Raw genomic sequence first — 20,355 nt, 5'->3', positions numbered from 1 at the left:
CGATGTTCGATAAAATTCTCGTCGCCAACCGGGGCGAAATCGCCCTCCGCGTCATTCGCGCCGCGCGCGAGATGGGCATCCAGTCCGTCGCGGTCCATTCCACGGCCGATGCCGACGCGATGCATGTGCGCATGGCGGACGAGTCGGTCTGCATCGGCCCCCCACCGAGTTCCGAGAGCTATCTGAGCATCCCCGCCGTCATCGCCGCCTGCGAGATCAGCGGCGCGCAGGCGATCCATCCGGGCTATGGCTTCCTCAGCGAGAACGCCAGCTTCGTGCAGATCGTCGAGGATCACGGGCTGACCTTCATCGGCCCCACCGCCGAACATATCCGCGTCATGGGCGACAAGATCACCGCCAAGGACACGATGAAAAAGCTCGGCGTTCCCTGCGTGCCCGGCTCGGAGGGCGGCGTGGCGTCGCTCGACGAAGCGAAGCGCATCGGCGACGAAATCGGTTATCCGGTCATCATCAAGGCCACCGCCGGCGGCGGCGGCAAGGGAATGAAGGTCGCCAATTCCGCCGCCGAGATGGAGCGCGCCTTCCAGACGGCGCGCGCCGAAGGCAAGGCGAATTTCGGCAATGACGAGGTCTATATCGAGAAATACCTCGGCACTCCGCGCCACATCGAGATCCAGGTCTTCGGCGACGGCAAGGGCCGCGCGGTCCACCTGGGCGAACGCGACTGTTCCCTCCAGCGCCGCCACCAGAAGGTGTTCGAAGAGGCGCCCGGTCCCTCGATCACGCCCGAGGAACGCGCGCGGATCGGCAAGACCTGCGCAGACGCGGTCGCCGCGATCAACTATACCGGCGCCGGCACCATCGAGTTTCTCTACGAGAACGGCGAATTCTATTTCATCGAGATGAATACCCGTCTCCAGGTCGAACACCCGGTGACCGAGGCGATCTTCGGCGTCGACCTCGTGCAGGAACAAATCCGCGTCGCCGAGGGGCTGCCGATGTCCTTCACCCAGGAAGACCTGCAGATCAACGGCCACGCGATCGAGGTGCGCATCAATGCTGAAAAGCTGCCCGAATTCGCGCCCCGTCCGGGGCGGATCACGCATTTTCACGCGCCCGGCGGACTTGGCGTACGGATGGACAGCGCGCTCTATGACGGTTACTCGATCCCACCCTACTACGATTCGCTTATCGGCAAGCTGATCGTGCACGGCCCCGACCGCAAGGGCGCGCTTGCCCGGCTGAACCGCGCATTGGGCGAATTGATCGTCGACGGGGTGGATACGACCGTGCCGCTGTTTCACGCGCTCCTGCAAGAGCCGGACATCCAGTCGGGCGACTACACGATTCACTGGCTGGAAAAGTGGCTGGAGACCAACCTGAGGGGGTGACGGCGCGGTGAGCGGGGCAGACGTGGAGTCGGAGGAGGAATTCGCCCTGTCGCCGCAACTCCTGCTGAGCGCCTACGCCGCCGGCGTTTTCCCGATGGCCGAACACCGCGACGACCCCGAGGTTTTCTGGGTCGACCCGCGCCGCCGCGGGATCATCCCCCTCGAAGGGTTCCATGCTTCGCGCTCGCTGGCGCGACGGATGCGGCGCGCTGGCTATCGCGTCAGCCTCGACACGGATTTCACCGGCGTTCTGGACGCCTGCGCCGACCGGCCCGACACATGGATCAGCGCGGAAATCCGCGCGCAATACATCGCGCTGCACCGGCTCGGCCATGCCCATTCGCTCGAAGTCCGCACAGAGGACGGCGCGCTTGCGGGCGGGGTCTATGGCGTGACGCTCGGCGCGGCCTTCTTCGGGGAAAGCATGTTCTCGCGGGTGCGAGACGGCTCCAAGCTGGCGCTGGCGCATCTCGTCGATCATCTGCGACGCTGCGGATTCGTTTTGTTCGATGCGCAATTCATCACCGCCCATCTCGCCAGCCTCGGCGCGATCGAGATCACGCGCGCCGACTATCGCATGCGGCTGGCGGCGGCGTTGAACAAGGAGGCGGAGATCACGGCCTTGCCGCTCTGCGACGACCCTCAGTCGGTGGTGCAGCGCATGACCCAGACGTCATAGCGCGGATGATCCAGCGCGCTCAGGGCCGGAGAAGAGGCGATCATCCACCCCTGGAAGACAGGTGCGTCGCGCCCTTCCTCGCGGATGGTCAGAAAGGCGAAGGCGTCCGCCGCCGGATCGCCGACCGGGTAGCGGCATTGCGCCAGCGTGATTGTCAGTCGCCCGAAACGCGCCTGCCCGCCATTGGGCAGTTGCATGTCCGTGGCGTCGCCGGACACCTTTTCCAGCCCGCGCAGGACCGCGCCCGTACCGATGCTGACCTCCTGCTGCGCGGCGGCCGGCGCCGCCATCGTCAGGGCGGCCAGTGCCATGACCCGCATCATTCCGGAGTTTCCTCGGGTTCGCCCGCGACGAATTTCATCAAGAGCGACACGAGGCTGACCGAGCCTTGGGTAAACTCGATCCGGTCGCCCGGCGCGAAATAGAAGGGCGAGCCGCCCGGCAGGATCTCAACGTAGTTGCCACCCAGCAGACCTTCGGAGGAAATCGCCGCCGCGCTGTCGTCGGGCACTTCGATCCCGTCGCGCACGGTAAAGGTGGCCGCCGCGCGATAGGTTGCGGGGTCGAGTTCCATCGCCGTGACACGGCCCACCTTGACCCCGGCGAGCCGCACATCGGTGCCGACCGACACCCCGTCCGCGGCTCGGAAGCTCGCCGAAAGGGTGTATTCGTCCTGCGCCGCGGAAAATCCGGTCACCCGGCCCGCATAGGCAAGGAATCCGACAGCGACGGCCAGTACGATGCCGCCGACGATGATCTCGGTCTTGTTCTCGGACATTTTCCCTGTTGCCTATTCGGGCTGCCATGCCTCGTAGTCGCTGCGCGGCGCGGGCACGGAGCGGCGGATCGACCCGGCGGGCGCATAGGCCATCGCGGTCCCGGTCAGGTTCTCGAGATGCGGCTTTTCCCATTGCTTGCGCGGCAGGGGCCGGTCGCTCGGCGCTTCCTTGAAGGTGCCATGCAACCAGCCGTGCCATTCCGGGCTGATCCGGCTCGCCTCGGCCTCGCCGTTGAACATGACCCAACGCCGCTTGTCGTCCTTGGTGCGGTAAAAGACATTCCCCTGCGCGTCCTCGCCCACCTTGACGCCCTTGCGCCAGGTCCAGAGCTGCGTGTTGAGCGTGCTGCCATGCCACCAGGTTGCGGCGCGCAAGAGAGTGTTGAGAATGCCCATCGAGACCTCCGGGATGCGTTGCCCAAGATATGGCGCATCGGCGGGCAAAGGTCCAGTGCGCCGGAAACGGAAAAAGGCGCGACCGGCATGGCCGCGCCCTGGCTTCTTCTTGCGCCAAATATCCTCGCCGAAGGCGTCCCGACCGCGCCGCGCACGCCGGCGGCGGGGACGGCGCGGCGCCGGTTCAGCCCGCCGATGCGCCCTCTTTCTTCTTCGCCGCGTCGGCGTAGATCGTCAGCGGCGCGGCGTCCGATGTCGCGGCTTCCTCGTTCACCACGACCTCCTCGACGTTCTCCATGCTCGGCAGTTCGAACATGGTGTCGAGCAGGATATCCTCGAGGATCGAGCGCAGGCCCCGCGCGCCGGTCTTGCGCTGGATTGCGCGCCTGGCGATCGCGGTCAGCGCGTCGTCGGTGAAGGTAAGCTGCGCGTCCTCCAGTTCGAACAGGCGCTGGTATTGCTTGATCAGCGCGTTCTTGGGCTGGGTCAGGATCGTGACCAGCGCGTCCTCGTCCAGATCCTCGAGCGTGGCGATCACCGGAAGGCGACCGACGAATTCCGGGATCAGGCCGAATTTCAGCAAATCCTCGGGCTCGAGGTCCTTGAACACCTCGCCGATGCCGCGGTCGTCCTTGTCGCGCACATCGGCGCCAAAGCCCATCGCGCTGCCCTTGCCGCGCGCCGAAATGATCTTATCCAGACCGGCGAAGGCCCCGCCGCAGATGAACAGGATGTTGGTGGTGTCCACTTGCAGGAATTCCTGCTGCGGATGCTTTCGTCCGCCCTGCGGCGGCACGGCGGCGACCGTGCCCTCCATCAGCTTCAGCAGCGCCTGCTGCACCCCTTCGCCGCTGACGTCGCGGGTGATCGAGGGGTTCTCGGACTTGCGCGTGATCTTGTCGACCTCGTCGATATAGACGATGCCGCGCTGCGCGCGTTCGACGTTGTATTCGGAGGCCTGAAGCAGCTTCAGGATGATGTTCTCCACATCCTCGCCCACATAGCCCGCCTCGGTCAGCGTGGTGGCGTCGGCCATCGTGAACGGCACGTCGAGGATGCGCGCCAGCGTCTGCGCCAGCAGCGTCTTGCCGCAGCCGGTCGGGCCGATCAGCAGGATGTTGGATTTCTGCAACTCGATTTCCCCGGTCTTGCCGGAATGTTCGAGCCGCTTGTAGTGGTTGTGCACCGCGACGCTCAGCACCCGCTTGGCCATGGCCTGCCCGATCACGTAATCGTCAAGCACGTCGCAAATTTCGCGCGGGGCGGGAACGCCCTCGCCGGACTTGAGCCCGGCGCTGCGGGTCTCCTCGCGGATGATGTCCATGCAGAGTTCGACGCATTCGTCGCAGATGAACACCGTCGGGCCGGCGATCAGCTTGCGCACCTCGTGCTGGCTCTTGCCGCAGAAGCTGCAATAGAGCGTGTTCTTGCTGTCGCTGCCTGAACTATTCGACATGATCTACCTTTCGGGCGCTGCGCCGCCCCTCGCCGGCCGATACCGGCGAAAGGGCGATCTGTATCGTTCAACTTAGGACAGCCATCGGACGGCCACAATCGCAAAATGCGCCGCCCGCCCGTGGCCGGAGGTCCGCCGCCCTAGTCGTCATCCTCGGGCTTGGCGCGGTTCTCGACGATTTCGTCGATAAGCCCCCATGCCTTGGCCTCCTCGGGGGACATGAAGTTGTCCCGTTCAAGCGCTTCCTCGACCTTCTTGAGCGTCTGGCCGGTGTGGCGCACGTAGATCTCGTTGAGCCGCTTCTTGAGCTTCAGCGTCTCCTCGGCGTGGATCATGATGTCGGTCGCCTGCCCCTGGTAGCCGCCCGAAGGCTGGTGCACCATGATGCGCGAGTTGGGAAGCGAGAACCGCATGCCTGGCGCGCCCGCCGTCAGCAGGAGCGAGCCCATCGAGGCCGCCTGCCCGATCACCAGCGTGGAAACGTCCGGGCGGATATACTGCATCGTGTCGTAGATCGACAGGCCCGAGGTGACGACGCCCCCCGGGCTGTTGATATACATGCTGATTTCCTTGCTCGGGTTCTCGGCCTCGAGATGCAGGAGCTGCGCGACGATCAGGCTCGACATGCCGTCATGCACCGGACCGTTGAGAAAGACGATCCGCTCCTTCAACAGGCGCGAGAAGATGTCGTAGGCCCGTTCGCCCCGGCTGGTCTGTTCGACCACCATCGGTACGAGGGTGTTCATGTAGGTTTCCATCGGGTCTGTCATATCCGCCTGCCTGCTGTTTCGCGTCCGATCCTTACCGGATCAGATCCTAAGGGAGTCTTAGTGGCGCGCCCAAGGGGCTGCAAGAGGATGCGCGGGTTTTGTGGGGCGCCGCCGCGTCGCGCACGCCTCACCCCGGCGCCGGCGCGGCGATGCGGTCGGGCTCGGCCGTCTCGCGCCCGATGGTGCGGCAGAGCAGCGCCACCGGGACCAGCCCGAACGCCACCAGCGCCAGCGAGGGCACGGCCGCTTCGGCCAGGCGCTCGTCCGCGGCCAGCCGATAGGCCTGCACCGCCAGCGTCTGGAAGTTGAACGGATGCAGGATCAGCGTCGCCGGCAGTTCCTTCATCACGTCGACGAAGACGATCAGCAGCGCGGTCAGCACGCTCGTCCGCGCGACCGGCAGATGCACCCGCCAGAGCAGTTTCGGCGCCCCCTGCCCCAGGCTGCGCGCGATGGCGTCGTAATGCATCGGCACCGTCGCCATGCCGCTGTCGTAGGCGTTGAGCGCGGCGGCGATGAAACGCACCATGTAGGCCATCACCATCAGCCAGATCGAGCCGGTGATCAGCAGCCCGGTGCTGATCCCGAATCGCGCCTCCATCACCGCGTCGATGTAGTTGTCGAGCGCGGCCAACGGCACCATCAGCCCCACCGCGATGACCCCGCCGGGCACCGCGTAGCCGAGCCCGGCCCCGACAAGCAGCAGCCGCGAGGTGCGCCCGGGCCGGGTGCGCGCGCGAAACCCGATCAGGATCGCGCCCAGCACCGTCAGCCCCGCCGCCACGCCCGCCAGCACCACCGAATTGCGTATGAAGCCGAGATAGCGCGGATCAAGCAGGCTCTGCCCCGATCCCCACGCCATGTGCCCCAGCATGATCACCGGGATGACAAAGCCCAGCAGCACCGGCACGAGGCAGAGCGCGGTCGCGCCCCAGCCGCGCAGGCCCGTCAGACGCGGCTTGGCCAGCGCCTCGAATCGCGCTCCGCCGCGTCCCGCCCGGCGGGCGCGGCCCCGCTGCGCACGCTCGAGCCCCGCCAGCAGGAGCGCGAAGCTCAGCAGGCAGAGCGAGAGTTGCGCCGCCGCCGCCCGATCCCCGAGTGAGAACCACGCCTGGTAGATGCCGGTCGCGAAGGTCTGCACGTTGAAGAAGGCGACGGTGCCGAAATCGGCGATGGTCTCCATGATGACCAGCAGCGTGCCGCCGACGATCGCGGGGCGCGCCATCGGCAACGCCACGCGCCAGAACGCCGCGCCGGGGCTGTTCCCGAGCGTGCGCGCCACGAGAAAGGCGTTCGAGCTTTGCTGGCGGAACGACGCCCGCGCCAGCAGGTAGACGTAAGGATAGAGCACGATCACCAGCATCAGCGCAGCGCCGCCCAGGCTGCGTATCTCTGGAAACCAGTAGTCGCGCGGGCCCCATCCCGTCACCTCGCGCAGCATCGTCTGCACCGGGCCGGGATGATCCAGAAGCGAGGTGTAGGCATAGGCCAGCACGTAGGCCGGAAAGGCCAGCGGCAACGCCAGCGCCACCTCGAGCAGGCGGACGCCGGGGAAGCGATAGACCGTCACCAGCCACGCCGTCGCCGTGCCGATCACCGCGGCGCCGCCGCCGACCAGCACGACCAGCGCCAGCGTGTTGGCCGTGTAGCGCGGCAGCACCGAGGCGAGAATGACCTTCCAGGTCTGCAGATCCCCCGTCCACGCCGCCGCAGCAGCAGCGAAGATCGGCGCGACGCAGAGGATCGCGACGGCCCAGGCCAGCCCGTAGATCACCTTCTCGGTCAATCGTGCGTTCCCATTCCGGTGCCCCTTATTCCGACGATTTTGATCAGTATTCGCCGCCGCTCCGGTGGTCAATGACCTGCGGCGCGGGCCTTCGCGAGCCATGACGCGACGGAAGGCGGGCTTTACACCGTGGGCCGATCGCGTCTACGCTTCACCCGTGCAGGGGCCATTACGCCTATTCGCGCGTGACAGCGCCCGGCAAACCAGGGAGACACTTCATGAAAACACTTCGCACCCTAGCAACCGCCACGGCGATCATGCTCGGCGCAACGGGGCTCGCCTCGGCGCAGACGCTGAACTTCGCCTACGACGCCGACCCGGTGTCGCTCGACCCGCACGAGCAGCTCTCGGGCGGCACGCTCCAGCTCAGCCACATGGTCTTTGACCCGCTGGTGCGCTGGAACAAGGATCTCGGCTTCGATCCCCGCCTCGCCACCGAATGGGAGCGGGTCGACGACACCACCATGCGCTTCAAGCTGCGCGAAGGCGTCAAGTTCCACTCGGGCAACGAGATGACCGCCGAAGACGTGGTCTACACGATCGAGCGCCTGAAAGAATCGCCCGACTTCAAGGGCATCTTCGCCGGCTGGACCTCGGCCGAGGCGATCGACGACTACACCGTCGAGGTCAAGACCGACGGGCCAAGCCCGCTGATCCTGAACACCGCGACCTACGTGTTCCCGATGGACAAGAAGTTCTACGAGGAAGGCGGCGACGAGATCGTCAAGCACGGCGACAGCTTCGCCTCAACGAATATCTCGGGGACCGGCCCCTTCACCATCGAATCGCGTGAACAAGGCGTGAAGACCGTCTTCAAGCGCAATCCCGACTACTGGGACGCGGACAGCCCCGGCAACGTGCAGACCGCGATCCTGACCCCGATCAAGGAGGCGCCGACGCGCGTCGCCGCCCTGCTGGCAGGCGACGTTGACTTCATCGCCCCGGTGCCGCCCACGGATCTCGACCGGATCAAGGCGGACGAGAACACCGAACTCGTCACCATGAGCGGCACGCGCATCATCACCCTGCAGATGAACGGCAACCGCAACGAGGCGCTGGCCGATCCCAAGGTGCGCATGGCCATCGTCAACGCCATCAACAACGAGGGCATCGTCGAGAAGATCATGAAGGGCTTCGGCACCGTCGCGGCGCAGAACTCGCCCAAGGGCTATGTCGGGCACAATCCCGACCTCACCCCGCGTTTCGACGTCGCCAAGGCGCGCGAACTGATGAAGGAAGCGGGCTATGAAAACGGCTTCAACGTCTCGATGATGTGCCCCAACAACCGCTACGTGAATGATTTCAAGATTTGCGAAGCGGCGGCGGCCATGCTGTCCCAAATCAACATCACCGTTGATCTGACTACCATGCCCAAGGCGCAATACTGGCCCAAATTCGATGAACGCGCCGCGGACATGCTGATGATCGGCTGGCATTCGGACACCGAGGATTCGGCCAACTTCTTCGAGTTCCTCAACATGACGCCGGACGCGGACACCGGACGCGGGCAGTACAACTCGGGCGGCTACTCCAACCCCGAGGTGGACGAGCTGACCATCGCATCCCTGACCGAAACCGACCAGGAGAAGCGCGCGCAGGACCTGCAGAACGTCGAGAAGATTCTCTATGACGACGCCGCCTTTGTCCCGCTTCACTGGCAGGACCTGGCCTGGGCCGCGCGCAAGGGCGTGGACATCGCTCCGGTGCTCAACGTGATGAACTTCCCCTATCTCGGCGACCTCGTAATCGAGAAATGAGAAACCTGGACGGGCCGGCGCGATCCGGCCCGTCCCCCGCCTGCCCGTCCCGGGCTTGACCCGGAACCGTCGCCGGCCCTATGAGCCCACGGATCGGGCCCCCCGCGCGGCCCGCCTCCAGCAACCGCCAGAGACATATCGCGCCGATGCACATCCTCGCCTTTCTCATCCGACGCAGCATTCAGGCGGTGATCGTGATGTTCGTGATCTCGCTGATCGGCTTTTCCATCCAGGGCCATCTCGGCGATCCGCTGCGCGAACTCGTCGGCCAGTCCGTGTCCGAGGCCGAACGCCAGGCGCTGCGCGAACAGCTCGGCCTCAACGATCCGTTCTTCGTGCAGTATTTCCGCTTTCTCGGCAACGCGGTGCAGGGCGATCTGGGCACGTCCTACTTCTTCAAGCGCCCCGCGCTCGACGTGATCCTGTCCAAGTTCCCGGCGACGTTCGAGCTGGTCCTCGGGTCGGTCTTCATTTTCCTGTCGCTGTCGATCCCGGCGGGGATCTACTGCGCGATCCACCGCAACTCGTGGCTGACGCAGACCATCATGTCGGTGTCGATCCTCGGCATTTCCGTCCCGGTCTTCCTGACCGCGATCCTGCTGGTCTGGCTCTTCGGGGTTGAACTGCGCTGGATGCCCGCCTTCGGGCGCGGCGAGGTCTACGTGACGCCCTGGGGCTGGGACACCGGGTTTCTCACCTGGGATGGTCTGCTGCACCTGGTGCTGCCCTGCATATCGCTCTCGTCCATCATGCTTCCGCTCTTCATCCGCCTGATCCGGGCCGAGATGATGGAGGCGATGGGCACCGACTATGTCCGGTTCGCCAAGGCCAAGGGACTGCGCACTCCGCGCATCCGCTACGTCCACGCCTTCCGCAACACGCTTCTGCCGGTGGTGACGGTGGGGGGTCTGATGATCGGCACGCTGATCGCCTACACGATCCTGACGGAAACGGTGTTCCAGTGGCCCGGCATGGGCTTCCTGTTTCTCGAGGCGGTGAACCGCGTCGATACGCCGCTCATCATCGCCTATATCATCTTCGTCGGCTTCATCTTCGTGGTGGTGAACACCATCGTTGATTTCATCTACACGCTGATCAACCCGATGGTGAAACTGCCGGGAGCCAAATCATGATTACCTGGCGCGGCGTTCTCAGACGTTTTCTTGCCGATCCGGTCGCGATCGGGGCGGGCGTGGTGCTGCTGGCCCTCGTGCTGATGGCGGCCCTCGCGCCGCTTATCGCGCCGCAGAACCCCTACGACCTGATGCAGCTCAACATCATGGACAGCGAAATGCCGCCCAGCTGGCGGCCCGGAGGCGACGACCGCTTCCTGCTTGGCACAGACGCGCAGGGCCGCGGCGTGCTCTCGACGATCATGTATGGCACCGGAATCAGCCTCGTGATCGGGATCGGCGCGGTCACGGTGTCGGCGGTGCTCGGCATCACGCTGGGGCTGCTGGCGGGCTACAAGGGCGGGTGGATCGACAGCTTCCTGATGCGACTCGCCGATATCCAGATGTCGCTCTCCACGCTGATGATCGCGATCATCGCGCTGGCGCTGTTCCAGGCGGCGTTTGACGCCAACATCTACGCCGAATACGCCATCTTCATGCTGATCCTCATCATCGGCATAGCCGAATGGCCGAAATTCGCGCGCACGGTGCGATCATCCGTGCTGGGCGAGAAGGGCAAGGAATACGTCGACGCCGCCCGCGTCATCGGCCTGCCCGCGCGCAAGGTGATGTGGGGCCATATCCTGCCCAACGCGCTCACCCCGGTGCTTGTCATCTCGACCATCCAGGTGGCCGAGGCGATCATGACGGAGGCGGCGCTTTCCTTCCTCGGCCTCGGCATGCCGACCGACAAGCCCTCGCTCGGCTCGCTCATCCGCTCGGGGTTCGAGTTCGTGTTCTCGGGCAGCACCTGGATCACCTTCTACCCGGCGCTGGTGCTGATCGCGCTGATCCTCGCGCTGAACCTGCTGGGCGACTGGATGCGCGACGTGCTCAATCCGAAACTGCGCCGGGGAGAAGACTGATGGCCCTGCTCGAAGTTCGCGACCTGCGCGTCGCCTTCCCGCGCGGCAAGAGCGACGAGGTCGAAGCCCTGCGGGGCGTCGATCTCACGCTCGACAAGGGCGAGCGCCTTGGCGTCGTGGGCGAATCCGGCGCCGGCAAGTCGATGCTCGCCTTCGCGATCCTCAACCTCATCGCCGAACCGGGGCGGGTCTCGGCGGGCGCGATCACCTTCGACGGCGAGAACCTGCTCGACCTGCCCGACCGCAAGGTGCGCCGCATCCGGGGCAACCGGATCTCGATGATCTTCCAGGACCCGATGGTCACGCTCAACCCGGTACTGACCATCGGCACGCAGATGATCGAGACGCTGAAGGCGCATCGCCGCATCTCGGACCGCGCGGCGCACAAGCTCAGCGTCGAGAAGCTGAAGCTCGTCGCGATCCCCTCCGCCGAAAGCCGCATGGACGCCTATCCGCACGAACTCTCGGGCGGACTGCGCCAGCGCGTGGTGATCGCCATCGCGCTCCTGACCGACCCCGAGATCATCATCGCGGACGAACCCACCACAGCGCTGGACGTGACCATCCAGGCCGAAATCATGGCCCTGATCCTGCGGCTCTGCCGCGAGAACCACGTGGCGTTGATACTCATCACCCACGACCTCGGCGTCGTGGCCGAGGTGACGCAGCGGTTGATGATCATGTACGCCGGCAAATGCGTCGAGACGGGCCGCACGCGCGAGATCATCGACGCGCCCAAGCACCCCTACTCCGCCGGGCTGCTGAAGGCGCTGCCGCAGAACGCCGAACGCGGTCAGCGGCTCTACCAGATCCCCGGCTCCATGCCGCCGATCACCGCGCTGCCGGCGGGCTGCCCCTATAACCCGCGCTGCCCGCGCGCGACGGACATCTGCCGCGCCGAGATGCCGCCGCTCGAAGGGGGTGTCGCCTGTTTCCACCCCCTCACCGCAGAAGAAGAGGTCACCGCATGACCGACCCCATCGTCGAGACGCGCGGCCTCGAGATGCGCTTCGCGCTGCCGACCCACTTCCTGAGCCGCGAAAAACCCGTGCTGCACGCCCTTTCCGGCGTCGACGTGGCGATCCGCCCGGGCGAAACCTTCTGCGTGGTCGGCGAATCGGGTTGCGGCAAGACTACCCTGGGCCGCGCGATCATGGGCCTGCTCACCCCCTCGGAAGGCGAGATATACTTTCGCGGCGAGCGCATCGACACGATGGACGAGGCGGCGCGCAAGCCCGTGCGCGCCGACATGCAGATGGTGTTCCAGAACCCCTACGCTTCGCTCAACCCGCGCCGTAACGTGTTCGAAACACTGGCCGAACCGATCCGTCACCTGATGCCCGAGAAATCCGGGCGCGAAGTGCGCGCCCAGGTCGAGGAGGTGCTCGACGCCACCGGCTGCGACCAGTCATGGCAGCGCCGCCTGCCGCATGAATTTTCCGGCGGCCAGCGCCAGCGCATCGCCATCGCCCGCGCGCTGGTCACCAACCCGGCCTTCATCGTAGCGGACGAACCCATCTCGGCGCTGGATGTGTCGATCCAGGCGCAGATCCTGAACCTGCTGACCGACTTGCAAGCCGAACGCGGGCTCACCTATCTCTTCATCACGCATGATCTCAGCGTGGTCGAGCATTTCGGCACCCGCGTCGCGGTCATGTATCTCGGGCAGATCATGGAACTGGCCGAGACCGAGACGATCTTCGACGACCCGAAACACCCCTATACGCAGCTCCTGCTCGACGCGATTCCCAAACTCACCGGCGGCTCCTTCGATGCGCCGCGCACGCCGGGCGAGCTGCCTGACCCGGTGAACCCGCCACCCGGCTGCCCCTTCGCGCCGCGCTGCCCGATCGCGCAGGACATTTGCCGCGCCGAACGCCCGCGCCTGCGCGTCATCCCCGGCAGCACCACGGAAGCCGCCTGCCACTTCGCGGAATAGCGCGGTAAACCTTCTTCTTGCTGGAAAATATCCTCGCCGAAGGCATGAAGACTCCGCCTTCCCCATTGCGCAGGATGCTTTCGCCAATAATCGGATTCGGACAATTACGACCGTCAGATCTGTGGATAATCATCGATCCTTCAGCGCATCCTCACTCATGCGCGGCGCCCACGTCCCCGCGCGGCACCGCCGTCGCCTTGAGGATCGCGTGGCAGGCCAACCCCGGGCGCAGGCCCAGCTCCGCGGCCGCACGCGCCGTGATGCGCGCCAGCAGCCGGTCCTCGCCCAGACGCAGCGACACCGCCACGCCCGGCCCCGCGCCCTGGTGCAGCGCCTCCACCCTGACCGGCAGAATGTTGCGCGACGAAAGCCCCTTCGGCGACTCAAGTGACAGAAGAACATCCTGCGCCAACACTCTGATACGAATGTGTTTTCCCGGATCGGCATCGACCCGCGGCAGGATTAACGTCCCGCCGCTCACGCCAAGCCGGCTCAGCCCGTCGGCATCATGCCCGAGCACCTGCGCCTCGAAAACCGAACCCGCTTCGCGGACGCCGACGAGAGGGACCATTTCGGGGTCGCTCAGCACGTCGGCCACCGGTCCGGCGCGCAGGACGCGCCCCTCGCGCAGCACCACGATGCGGTCCGCGAGGCGCGCGATCTCGGAGACCGAGTGACTGACATAGAGGATCGGCACGCGCGCGCGGTCGCGCAGCCCTTCGAGATAGGGCAGGATATCGTCCTTGCGCGGGCCGTCAAGTGCCGCAAGGGGCTCATCCATAACGAGAAATTCTGGCCGGGCAAGCAGCGCGCGCGCCAGCGCGACGCGCTGTTTCTCTCCGCCCGAAAGCGTGCCGGGACGCCGCGAAAGCAGCTCTTCGATGCCGAGCAGAGCGAGGATTTCGGCGCGATCGGGCCCCGGTGCGCCGCGCGGCGCGTAGCGCGCGCCGAAGGCGAGATTGCCCGCCACGTCGAGATGCGGAAACAGCCGCCCGTCCTGGAAAACGACGCCGATCCGTCTTTTATGTGCAGACATATTAACCTTTGCGGCGGTGTCGAGCAGCACCCGCCCGCCCAGCTCGATCCGCCCCTCGCGCGGCGTGAACAACCCGGCGACCGCGTTCGCGATGGAGGTCTTGCCCGCGCCCGACGGCCCGAAGAGCGCGGTTACCCCCGGACCCGCCTTGAACCCCACGTCGAGCGTGAAATCGCCGAAGGCGTGGGCGAGCGTCACGGCGAGGGTCATGCCTGCCCCACCCGGCGGGCGACCCGCCTCGCCAGCCATTCCGAGACGACGACCGCCCCCAGCGCCACCGCGACCGCGAGCAGTGTGAGGCGCAGCGCGCTGTCCTCGCCGCCCGGCGTCTGGAGGAAGGCGTAGATCGCCGAGGGCAATGTCTGCGTCTGCCCGGGGATGTTGGCGACGAATGTGATGGTCGCGCCGAATTCGCCCATCGCCTTGGCGAAGCCCAGCACCGCGCCGGCGAGGATGCCGGGCGCGATGAGCGGCAGCGTGACGCGCGCGAAGGTGGCGATGCGTCCGGCGCCGAGCGTGGAGGCCGCCGCCTCGAGCCGGGGATCGACCGCCTCGAGCGAGAGACGGATGGCGCGCACCATGAGCGGAAAGCCCATGATCGCCGCCGCCAGCGCCGCGCCCGTCCAGCGGAAGGCGAAGACGACGCCCCACTCGGCGAGGAAGGCGCCCACCGCGCCGTTGCGCCCGAAGGTCAGCAGCAAGAGGTAACCGGTGACGACAGGCGGCAGGACCAGCGGCAGGTGCACCAGCGCGCTGAGCAGCCCGTGCCCCCAGAAGCGGCACCGCGCGAGAAGCCATGCGATGGCGATGGCGGGCGGCAGGCTGCACAGCACGGCGACGAGCGACACGCGGAGCGATAGCGCCAGCGCCGCCCATTCCGCCGGTTCGAACATCAGGGCGCCGCGCCCGGCGGCGCGAAGCCGTGGCGGGCGAAGATCGCCGCCGCCTCGGGTGTCCGGAGATGGGCGAAGAGTTCTTTGCCCGCCGTGGTGAGGGGTGCTGCGGGATAGAGGATCTGGATGGCCGGGTCTTCGGGCGCCTCGTAGAGGATGCGCACACCCGGTTCGGCCAGCGCGTCGGTGGCGTAGACCACGCCGAGCGGCGCCTCGCTGCGCGCGACGAGCGCGAGGGCGACGCGCACGTTCTCGGTCTCGGCCAGGCGGGGCGCGAGGGCGTCCCAGAGGCCCGCGTCTTCAAGCCAGGCGCGCCCGTAGATGCCCGCCGGGACGCCGCGGGTTTCGCCCATCGCCAACCGCCCGCCATCCAGCCGCCCGAGCAGCGCCGCGGCGTCTATCGCTTGCAGGTCGGGGCTGTCCGCGGGACCGACGAGAACGAGCCGGTTGCCCAGCAGGTTCACCACCGACGCCTGCGTCACCAACCCTTCGCTGACGAGCCAGTCCATCCAGTCCACGTTGGCCAACACGACCAGGTCGGCGGGCGCGCCCTGGGCGATCTGGCGGGCCATCGCGCCGCTGCCGCCGTAGGAGATCGCGGCCTCTCCGGGCCATGCGGCGACGACCTCGTCCAGCGCGCCCTGAAGCGAGGCGGCGGCGAACACCGTCACCCGCCCGCCCGCGGCGAGCGGCGCCGCCGCGGCGGCGGCAAGCAGCAGGCAGAGAAGGAAGGCCAAGTGTTTCATGCGCAAAAGGTATGCGACCTTGCCGCGCGGAAGACAAGCGCGGCCGACGCGCGCCGGGGTCGCAGGCGAAACTGGCAATTCCCGTCCCGCCGCGTTAGCTTTGACGGCGAACAGGTTGAAAAGCGACGCCGATGCAGGATGGCAAGAAACGCGATACGAGCGGGCTGGAGATCACCCAGACGCCCATTGACCTGATGAACGCGCGCAAGAGCGACGTGCGCACGCAGTTCGCCGCGCTCTGCTATCGGATGCGGGACGAAAAGCCCGAGATCCTGCTCATCACCTCGCGCGGCAGCGGGCGCTGGATCATTCCCAAGGGCTGGCCGATGGACGGTATGACGCCCTCGGAAAGCGCGCTGACCGAAGCCTGGGAAGAGGCCGGTGTGCGCGGAAAGGTTTACGATCAGTGTCTTGGCCTCTTTTCCTATCACAAGGCGATCGGGCCGGAACGCGGGATTCCCTGCGTGGCGATGGTCTACCCGGTGCGGGTGAAATCGCTTGCCCCGGACTATCCCGAGGCGGGGCAGCGCAAGCGGGCCTGGTATCGCAGGAAGAAGGCGGCGCGCCTTGTCACCGAGCCGGAGCTGGCGCAGATCGTGGCCAACTTCCATCCCCGGCTGCTGGGCCGGTGAGGCGCTAGGCGCTTGATCGCGCCGCGCAATCGCTTATCTTGCTGGCCTAGGCAGCAGGATCCCCGAAATGATCAAGTTCACCCTGAAATGCGCCGAAGGGCACCGGTTCGAGAGCTGGTTCCAGGATTCGGCGGCATTCGACAAGCTCGACGCGGCAGGCATGATCGCCTGTTCCGTTTGCGGCGACGCGCAGGTGGAGAAGGCGATCATGGCCCCGGCGGTGAGCGCGGGGAGAAAGGGCGCGGCGCCCGCGCGCGAGGACGCGCCGCTCAGCGCGCCGGCAAGCCCGGCCGAGCAGGCGCTGGCCGAGCTGCGCCGGCGGGTCGAGCGCGAGTCGGAATATGTCGGCATGAGTTTCGCGCAGGAGGCGCGCGACATCCACGAGGGCGCGGCCCCCGAACGCGCGATCCACGGCGAGGCGCGCGCGGAGGATGCGAAGAAACTGATCGAGGACGGCGTGCCGGTCGCGCCCCTGCCCTTCCGGCTGGGCCGGAAATCGAACTAGGAGCGGGCCATGCATGTCGTCATCACCGGAGCGAACCGCGGGATCGGTAAGGAAATCGCGGCCCGCTTTGTGGAGCGCGGCGACGAGGTCACCGGAACCGCGCGGGATGAAGGCGGCCTTGCTCCGCTGGACGTGAGCGATCCGGCCTCGGTCACGGCGTTCGCCGAATCCTTGGGCGAGCGACCCGTCGATCTGCTGGTTTGTAACGCGGGGGTTTACCTCGACAAGGGCGAATCAATCCAGACCGGATATGCGCCCGATCTCTGGGCGCGGACCTTTGCCGTCAACGTGACCGGCGTGTTCCTGACCGTGCAGGCGCTGCTGCCGCATCTGCGCCGCGCGGAGCGGCCGAAGATCGCCATTCTCTCGAGCGTCATGGCGAGCGACGCGCACGCATCGGGCGGGAGTTACGTCTATCGCGCCTCCAAGGCGGCGGTGCTGAACCTCGGGCGCAACCTCGCCGTCGATCTGCGGGACGCGCATATCGCGGTGGGCGTCTATCATCCCGGCTGGGTGCGCACCGAGATGGGCGGCGGCGGCGCCGCGATCGAGCCGGCCGAGGCGGCGAGCGGCCTCGTGATGCAGTTCGATGCGCTCAACATCGCGATGACGGGGGCGTTTCTGACATGGGACGGGCGCGTGCTTGACTTCTGACGCGCCGCCGGGGGGCGAGCGCGACCTTGCCGTGCTGCTGGCGGGGATGGACCCGGTGCTGGCGCCGGAGGTTTACGTGTTCTGCACGCTGGCCAGCCGCAGGGTTCCGACGGGGTTGCGCCCGCTCATGACGTTCGAGGAGGCCGAGGGCACGACGCTGATTCTCAGGCGGGATGAGGCCGAGGTCGCGGGGATCGCCCATGCGTTCCCGGCGCGGATGATCACGCTCAACGTGCACTCCGCGCTCGAGGCGGTGGGGTTCATCGCCCATGTCGCAAGCGCGCTGGCCGCCGAAGGCATGGGTGTGAACCCGGTCGCCGGGTTCCACCACGATCACCTGTTCGTCCCCGAAGACCGCGCCGAAGACGCGATGCGGGTTTTGGCCGGGCTGAGCGCCGGGGGTCAGGCGCAGACGTAGCCGCCCGAGACGATGATCTGCTCGCCGGTCATGTAGGTGTTCCGGTTCGACGCCGCGATGAGCACGAATTCCGCGATCTCGCGCGGCTCGGCCGCGCGGCCCAGCGGGTTGGCCGCCGCCAGTTCCCCGAGGAACCCCAGCGATTTCGCCTTTTCCGTCGCCATGCCCGCGGGGGCCACCGAATTCACCAGGATCTGATCGGAGGCGACGTGGATCGCGAAGGAGCGCGTGAGGCTGACCACCGCCGCCTTGGTCGCGGCGTAATGGGCGTTCTGCGGATGCGCCTTGAAGGCGTCGACCGAGGTGATGTTGACGATCCGCCCGGCGACGTCGCGACCGTTGGCGCGGGTCTGCATGTGCCGGATCGCGGCGACGCACATGTGGTAGGTGCCCTTGATGTTGATCGCGTTCTCGAGATCCCACTGCTCGTCGGTGATCTCCATCAGGGGCGCGCGCGGATAGACGGCGGCGCAGTTGACGAGGCTGTCGACCCGGCCCATCGCCTGCACCGCCTGGTCAAAGCCCGCATGGGCGGGGCCCATCGTGGCGATATCGGCGTGGATCGCATGCCCCGCGCCGCCGTGGTTGGCGATCAGATCGCAGGTTTCGGCGGCGGCGGCCGCGTTGGCGTCGATGATCGCCAGCGCCTCGACGCCCTGTTCGACCATCATCAGCGCGATCTCTCGTCCGAAGCCCGAACCGCCGCCCACGATGGCGACGCACAGCCCTTTCATTTCCATGAGTTTCTTCCTTTCACTTGACGGTTTTCATCTCGTCGCGGCGGAGGGTGCGCCCGCCGCCCGCGACCTGCCCGATCGGCATGATCTCGATTCGCGACACGTCCACGTGCGCCGGCGCGTTCAGCGCGTAGGCGATGGCGTCGGCGACGTCGCCGGGTTCGAGCGGCTCATACGCGTCGTAGAGTTCGTCCGAGGCGTCATTGATCGCGTCGCGGTAGAGGTTGGAGCGGGTGCGCCCCGGCGCCACCTCGGTCACGCGGATGCGCCATTCGGCCAGTTCCGCGCGCAGCGCGTCGGCGAACAGCGACACCGCCGCCTTGGACGCGCCGTAAACGGTGGCGCCGGGATGCGGGAAGCGGCCCGCGCTGGAGCCGACGAAGACGATATGCCCCTGCCCCCTGACCTGCATCTGGCGCAGCGCGGCCTGGGTGAGATGCGCCACCCCGCGAAAGTTCACGTCGACCATCGCGTCGATGGCGTCAACGGGCAAGTCGGCGAAGCCTTCGCGCGACGGCAGCACGCCCGCGTTGTTCACCAGCACGTCGATCACGCGCCCCTCGAGCAGCGCGCGGCAGGCGGCGGGGTCGGCAAGGTCGCAGCTGACCGTGTCCGCCACCCCGTCGATCTTCGCCAGCGCATCCAGGACGTCGCGGTTGCGCCCGGCGCAGATCACCCGGTCGGTGCGCGACATCTTCTCGACCAGCGCGCGGCCAACGCCGCTGGTCGCCCCGGTAATCAGTATGTTGCGCATGGTGGTTTTTCCTTCTGCTTTCATTTATCATACATCATACGAAAATCGCCGTGACGCAAGTTTTGTGAACCGGGCAGCCATGAATTTTCCGCCGCGCGCGCCGGGCTTCGGTCCACGCGGGAAACGCGAGATTGGCAAACCTGCCGTTCGCCCGGTATTGAAAAGCATGGCTTTCGCGCCGAACGGGAGGATCGTGTGTGTTAGCCTTGCCTGGGGAGGGAATAGTATGGCGCGCCGCAAGACACTGACGACGATCGTCGCGGAAGAGCTGTCCAAGAAAATTCTGGACGGCGCTTTGCAGCCCAATGAGCAGCTACCGACGGAATCCGAGCTCTGCGAGCAGTTCGAGGTCAGCCGCACCGTGGTGCGCGAGGCTGTGGCGCAGCTGCGTTCGGACGGGTTGCTGGTGTCGCGCCAGGGACGAGGCATGTTCGTGGCGGAATATCCGTTTTCGTCAAGGTTCAAGCTGGACGCGGACGCGCTCAACACCTTGCCGGAAACCATCGCGATTCTTGAACTGCGTCTCGCGATCGAGGTCGAATCCGCCAGCCTCTGCGCGGAGCGGCGCAGCGATTCGGACGCCGTGCAGATCCGCCGCGTGATGGAAGAGGTCGACGCGCGGCACATGGATCCCGAGAGCGTCGAAGTGCATTACGATTTCGAATTTCACCTCGCGATCGCCCAGGGCACGCAGAATCCCTATTTTCACCGCTTCCTGAAATTCCTCGAGCCGACCTTCACCCGGCGGTTCCAGCTCAGCGCGCTGGTGTCGCAGGAATTCAAGGATGACTATTACATCGCGATCCACGATGAGCACGAGGCCATCGTCGTCACCATCGAGAACCGCGATCCGGAGGCGGCGCGCGCCGCGATGCGCCTGCATCTGCGGAACAGCCTCGAGCGGCTGCGCGCGCTATCGCGCAAGGTGGGGCTGAAGGACCGGGTCGGCGACGACGACATCAGGATCATGGATTTCCTGAAGGATGCCGGCCCCGGCCCGGACGATCCGCCCGCGACCTGAGTCGCGCC

At 66.6% G+C, this 20,355-nt stretch carries 23 protein-coding genes; 12 read left to right on the top strand and 11 right to left on the bottom strand.

The window, feature by feature from the left end; all coding sequences use genetic code 11:
* Positions 1–2: 2 nt before the first annotated feature.
* Both accC and aat read left to right on the top strand, forming a co-directional pair.
* On the top strand, positions 3–1,352 hold the full coding sequence (gene accC / locus D6850_RS03535) for an acetyl-CoA carboxylase biotin carboxylase subunit (RefSeq protein WP_121163822.1): 1,350 nt from the start codon (positions 3–5) through the stop codon (positions 1,350–1,352).
* Positions 1,353–1,359: 7 nt separating this feature from the next.
* Positions 1,360–2,031: a leucyl/phenylalanyl-tRNA--protein transferase gene (gene aat, locus D6850_RS03530; protein WP_281272552.1), complete on the top strand. Its 672-nt coding sequence runs from the start codon at positions 1,360–1,362 to the stop codon at positions 2,029–2,031.
* On the opposite strand, the gene D6850_RS03525 is transcribed toward aat, so the two are convergent.
* The 6 genes from D6850_RS03525 to D6850_RS03500 form a co-directional block, all read right to left on the bottom strand.
* On the bottom strand, positions 1,995–2,351 hold the full coding sequence (locus tag D6850_RS03525; RefSeq protein WP_121165075.1) for a DUF2155 domain-containing protein: 357 nt from the start codon (positions 2,349–2,351) through the stop codon (positions 1,995–1,997). The genes aat and D6850_RS03525 overlap by 37 nt on opposite strands.
* Positions 2,351–2,809, bottom strand: coding sequence for an outer membrane lipid asymmetry maintenance protein MlaD (gene mlaD, locus D6850_RS03520; RefSeq protein WP_121163820.1), 459 nt, complete (start codon positions 2,807–2,809; stop codon positions 2,351–2,353). Before mlaD ends, D6850_RS03525 begins: the two co-directional genes overlap by 1 nt.
* Before the next feature lie 12 nt (positions 2,810–2,821).
* Positions 2,822–3,205, bottom strand: a complete 384-nt coding sequence (locus tag D6850_RS03515) for an NADH:ubiquinone oxidoreductase subunit NDUFA12 (RefSeq protein ID WP_121163818.1) — start codon at positions 3,203–3,205, stop codon at positions 2,822–2,824.
* 184 nt (positions 3,206–3,389) lie between these two features.
* Complete coding sequence (gene clpX, locus D6850_RS03510) at positions 3,390–4,661, bottom strand: ATP-dependent Clp protease ATP-binding subunit ClpX (RefSeq protein WP_121163816.1); 1,272 nt, start codon at positions 4,659–4,661, stop codon at positions 3,390–3,392.
* A gap of 140 nt (positions 4,662–4,801) precedes the next feature.
* On the bottom strand, positions 4,802–5,431 hold the full coding sequence (locus D6850_RS03505) for an ATP-dependent Clp protease proteolytic subunit (protein WP_121163814.1): 630 nt from the start codon (positions 5,429–5,431) through the stop codon (positions 4,802–4,804).
* 127 nt (positions 5,432–5,558) lie between these two features.
* Positions 5,559–7,319: an ABC transporter permease gene (locus D6850_RS03500; RefSeq protein ID WP_121163812.1), complete on the bottom strand. Its 1,761-nt coding sequence runs from the start codon at positions 7,317–7,319 to the stop codon at positions 5,559–5,561.
* Between the two features lie 116 nt (positions 7,320–7,435).
* Between D6850_RS03500 and D6850_RS03495 the strand changes: the two genes are divergently transcribed.
* From D6850_RS03495 to D6850_RS03475, 5 genes are all read left to right on the top strand, one after another.
* On the top strand, positions 7,436–8,974 hold the full coding sequence (locus tag D6850_RS03495; RefSeq protein WP_121163810.1) for an ABC transporter substrate-binding protein: 1,539 nt from the start codon (positions 7,436–7,438) through the stop codon (positions 8,972–8,974).
* 146 nt (positions 8,975–9,120) lie between these two features.
* Positions 9,121–10,107: an ABC transporter permease gene (locus tag D6850_RS03490; protein WP_245964082.1), complete on the top strand. Its 987-nt coding sequence runs from the start codon at positions 9,121–9,123 to the stop codon at positions 10,105–10,107.
* Positions 10,104–11,012 carry an ABC transporter permease gene (locus D6850_RS03485; protein ID WP_121163808.1) on the top strand — a complete coding sequence of 303 codons (909 nt, stop codon included), beginning with the start codon at positions 10,104–10,106 and terminating at the stop codon, positions 11,010–11,012. Before D6850_RS03490 ends, D6850_RS03485 begins: the two co-directional genes overlap by 4 nt.
* On the top strand, positions 11,012–11,983 hold the full coding sequence (locus tag D6850_RS03480; RefSeq protein WP_121163806.1) for an ABC transporter ATP-binding protein: 972 nt from the start codon (positions 11,012–11,014) through the stop codon (positions 11,981–11,983). Before D6850_RS03485 ends, D6850_RS03480 begins: the two co-directional genes overlap by 1 nt.
* Entirely contained in the window at positions 11,980–12,951 is a 972-nt protein-coding gene (locus D6850_RS03475; RefSeq protein ID WP_121163804.1) for an ABC transporter ATP-binding protein, read from the top strand. Before D6850_RS03480 ends, D6850_RS03475 begins: the two co-directional genes overlap by 4 nt.
* A 151-nt stretch (positions 12,952–13,102) precedes the next feature.
* Here the strand turns inward: D6850_RS03475 and modC are convergent, their stop codons facing one another.
* Genes modC through modA form a run of 3 tightly spaced genes read right to left on the bottom strand, consistent with a single transcriptional unit; the run spans position 13,103 to position 15,626 of the window.
* The gene (gene modC, locus D6850_RS03470; protein ID WP_121163802.1) at positions 13,103–14,197 is read right to left on the bottom strand and encodes a molybdenum ABC transporter ATP-binding protein; all 1,095 of its coding nucleotides are present in this window, start codon (positions 14,195–14,197) and stop codon (positions 13,103–13,105) included.
* Positions 14,194–14,880, bottom strand: coding sequence for a molybdate ABC transporter permease subunit (gene modB / locus D6850_RS03465; protein ID WP_121163800.1), 687 nt, complete (start codon positions 14,878–14,880; stop codon positions 14,194–14,196). Before modB ends, modC begins: the two co-directional genes overlap by 4 nt.
* Entirely contained in the window at positions 14,880–15,626 is a 747-nt protein-coding gene (gene modA / locus D6850_RS03460; protein ID WP_121163798.1) for a molybdate ABC transporter substrate-binding protein, read from the bottom strand. The genes modB and modA overlap by 1 nt, the downstream gene beginning before the upstream one ends.
* Positions 15,627–15,757: 131 nt before the next feature.
* Here modA and D6850_RS03455 point away from each other — a divergent pair, with 131 nt between their 5' ends.
* The 4 genes from D6850_RS03455 to D6850_RS03440 all read left to right on the top strand — a co-directional run bounded on the left by D6850_RS03455 (position 15,758) and on the right by D6850_RS03440 (position 17,835).
* Positions 15,758–16,258 carry an NUDIX hydrolase gene (locus D6850_RS03455; RefSeq protein WP_166433977.1) on the top strand — a complete coding sequence of 167 codons (501 nt, stop codon included), beginning with the start codon at positions 15,758–15,760 and terminating at the stop codon, positions 16,256–16,258.
* Between the two features lie 67 nt (positions 16,259–16,325).
* Entirely contained in the window at positions 16,326–16,763 is a 438-nt protein-coding gene (locus D6850_RS03450) for a DUF1178 family protein (protein WP_121163796.1), read from the top strand.
* Positions 16,764–16,772: 9 nt separating this feature from the next.
* Entirely contained in the window at positions 16,773–17,417 is a 645-nt protein-coding gene (locus D6850_RS03445; RefSeq protein WP_121163794.1) for an SDR family oxidoreductase, read from the top strand.
* Entirely contained in the window at positions 17,407–17,835 is a 429-nt protein-coding gene (locus D6850_RS03440; protein ID WP_245964081.1) for an ACT domain-containing protein, read from the top strand. Before D6850_RS03445 ends, D6850_RS03440 begins: the two co-directional genes overlap by 11 nt.
* Here D6850_RS03440 and D6850_RS03435 read toward each other — a convergent pair.
* Complete coding sequence (locus D6850_RS03435) at positions 17,820–18,575, bottom strand: SDR family NAD(P)-dependent oxidoreductase (protein WP_206019193.1); 756 nt, start codon at positions 18,573–18,575, stop codon at positions 17,820–17,822. The two genes, D6850_RS03440 and D6850_RS03435, sit on opposite strands and share 16 nt — an antisense overlap.
* A gap of 13 nt (positions 18,576–18,588) precedes the next feature.
* The gene (locus tag D6850_RS03430) at positions 18,589–19,326 is read right to left on the bottom strand and encodes an SDR family oxidoreductase (RefSeq protein WP_166433976.1); all 738 of its coding nucleotides are present in this window, start codon (positions 19,324–19,326) and stop codon (positions 18,589–18,591) included.
* Between the two features lie 226 nt (positions 19,327–19,552).
* Here D6850_RS03430 and D6850_RS19220 point away from each other — a divergent pair, with 226 nt between their 5' ends.
* The gene (locus D6850_RS19220; RefSeq protein WP_166433975.1) at positions 19,553–20,347 is read left to right on the top strand and encodes a FadR/GntR family transcriptional regulator; all 795 of its coding nucleotides are present in this window, start codon (positions 19,553–19,555) and stop codon (positions 20,345–20,347) included.
* Positions 20,348–20,355: the final 8 nt, after the last annotated feature.

It is taken from the genome of Roseovarius spongiae (genome assembly GCF_003651245.1).
Taxonomy (GTDB): domain Bacteria; phylum Pseudomonadota; class Alphaproteobacteria; order Rhodobacterales; family Rhodobacteraceae; genus Roseovarius; species Roseovarius spongiae.
Note: the sequence above shows the minus strand (reverse complement) of the source record. Positions and strands in the feature narration are given on the sequence as shown.

Excerpts from the sequence above, each read along its gene's own strand:
- D6850_RS03430 (WP_166433976.1), bottom strand. The coding sequence starts at position 19,326 with ATGCGCAACATACTGATTACCGGGGCGACCAGCGGCGTTGGCCGCGCG.
- D6850_RS03445 (WP_121163794.1), top strand. The coding sequence starts at position 16,773 with ATGCATGTCGTCATCACCGGAGCGAACCGCGGGATCGGTAAGGAAATC.
- D6850_RS03435 (WP_206019193.1), bottom strand. The coding sequence starts at position 18,575 with ATGGAAATGAAAGGGCTGTGCGTCGCCATCGTGGGCGGCGGTTCGGGC.
- D6850_RS03485 (WP_121163808.1), top strand. The coding sequence starts at position 10,104 with ATGATTACCTGGCGCGGCGTTCTCAGACGTTTTCTTGCCGATCCGGTC.
- clpX (WP_121163816.1), bottom strand. The coding sequence starts at position 4,661 with ATGTCGAATAGTTCAGGCAGCGACAGCAAGAACACGCTCTATTGCAGC.
- D6850_RS03515 (WP_121163818.1), bottom strand. The coding sequence starts at position 3,205 with ATGGGCATTCTCAACACTCTCTTGCGCGCCGCAACCTGGTGGCATGGC.
- accC (WP_121163822.1), top strand. The coding sequence starts at position 3 with ATGTTCGATAAAATTCTCGTCGCCAACCGGGGCGAAATCGCCCTCCGC.
- D6850_RS03450 (WP_121163796.1), top strand. The coding sequence starts at position 16,326 with ATGATCAAGTTCACCCTGAAATGCGCCGAAGGGCACCGGTTCGAGAGC.
- mlaD (WP_121163820.1), bottom strand. The coding sequence starts at position 2,809 with ATGTCCGAGAACAAGACCGAGATCATCGTCGGCGGCATCGTACTGGCC.
- D6850_RS03500 (WP_121163812.1), bottom strand. The coding sequence starts at position 7,319 with ATGGCTCGCGAAGGCCCGCGCCGCAGGTCATTGACCACCGGAGCGGCG.
- D6850_RS03475 (WP_121163804.1), top strand. The coding sequence starts at position 11,980 with ATGACCGACCCCATCGTCGAGACGCGCGGCCTCGAGATGCGCTTCGCG.
- D6850_RS03455 (WP_166433977.1), top strand. The coding sequence starts at position 15,758 with ATGCAGGATGGCAAGAAACGCGATACGAGCGGGCTGGAGATCACCCAG.
- D6850_RS03525 (WP_121165075.1), bottom strand. The coding sequence starts at position 2,351 with ATGCGGGTCATGGCACTGGCCGCCCTGACGATGGCGGCGCCGGCCGCC.
- modC (WP_121163802.1), bottom strand. The coding sequence starts at position 14,197 with ATGACCCTCGCCGTGACGCTCGCCCACGCCTTCGGCGATTTCACGCTC.
- D6850_RS03490 (WP_245964082.1), top strand. The coding sequence starts at position 9,121 with ATGCACATCCTCGCCTTTCTCATCCGACGCAGCATTCAGGCGGTGATC.
- D6850_RS03495 (WP_121163810.1), top strand. The coding sequence starts at position 7,436 with ATGAAAACACTTCGCACCCTAGCAACCGCCACGGCGATCATGCTCGGC.
- modA (WP_121163798.1), bottom strand. The coding sequence starts at position 15,626 with ATGAAACACTTGGCCTTCCTTCTCTGCCTGCTGCTTGCCGCCGCCGCG.
- modB (WP_121163800.1), bottom strand. The coding sequence starts at position 14,880 with ATGTTCGAACCGGCGGAATGGGCGGCGCTGGCGCTATCGCTCCGCGTG.
- D6850_RS03505 (WP_121163814.1), bottom strand. The coding sequence starts at position 5,431 with ATGACAGACCCGATGGAAACCTACATGAACACCCTCGTACCGATGGTG.
- D6850_RS19220 (WP_166433975.1), top strand. The coding sequence starts at position 19,553 with ATGGCGCGCCGCAAGACACTGACGACGATCGTCGCGGAAGAGCTGTCC.
- D6850_RS03480 (WP_121163806.1), top strand. The coding sequence starts at position 11,012 with ATGGCCCTGCTCGAAGTTCGCGACCTGCGCGTCGCCTTCCCGCGCGGC.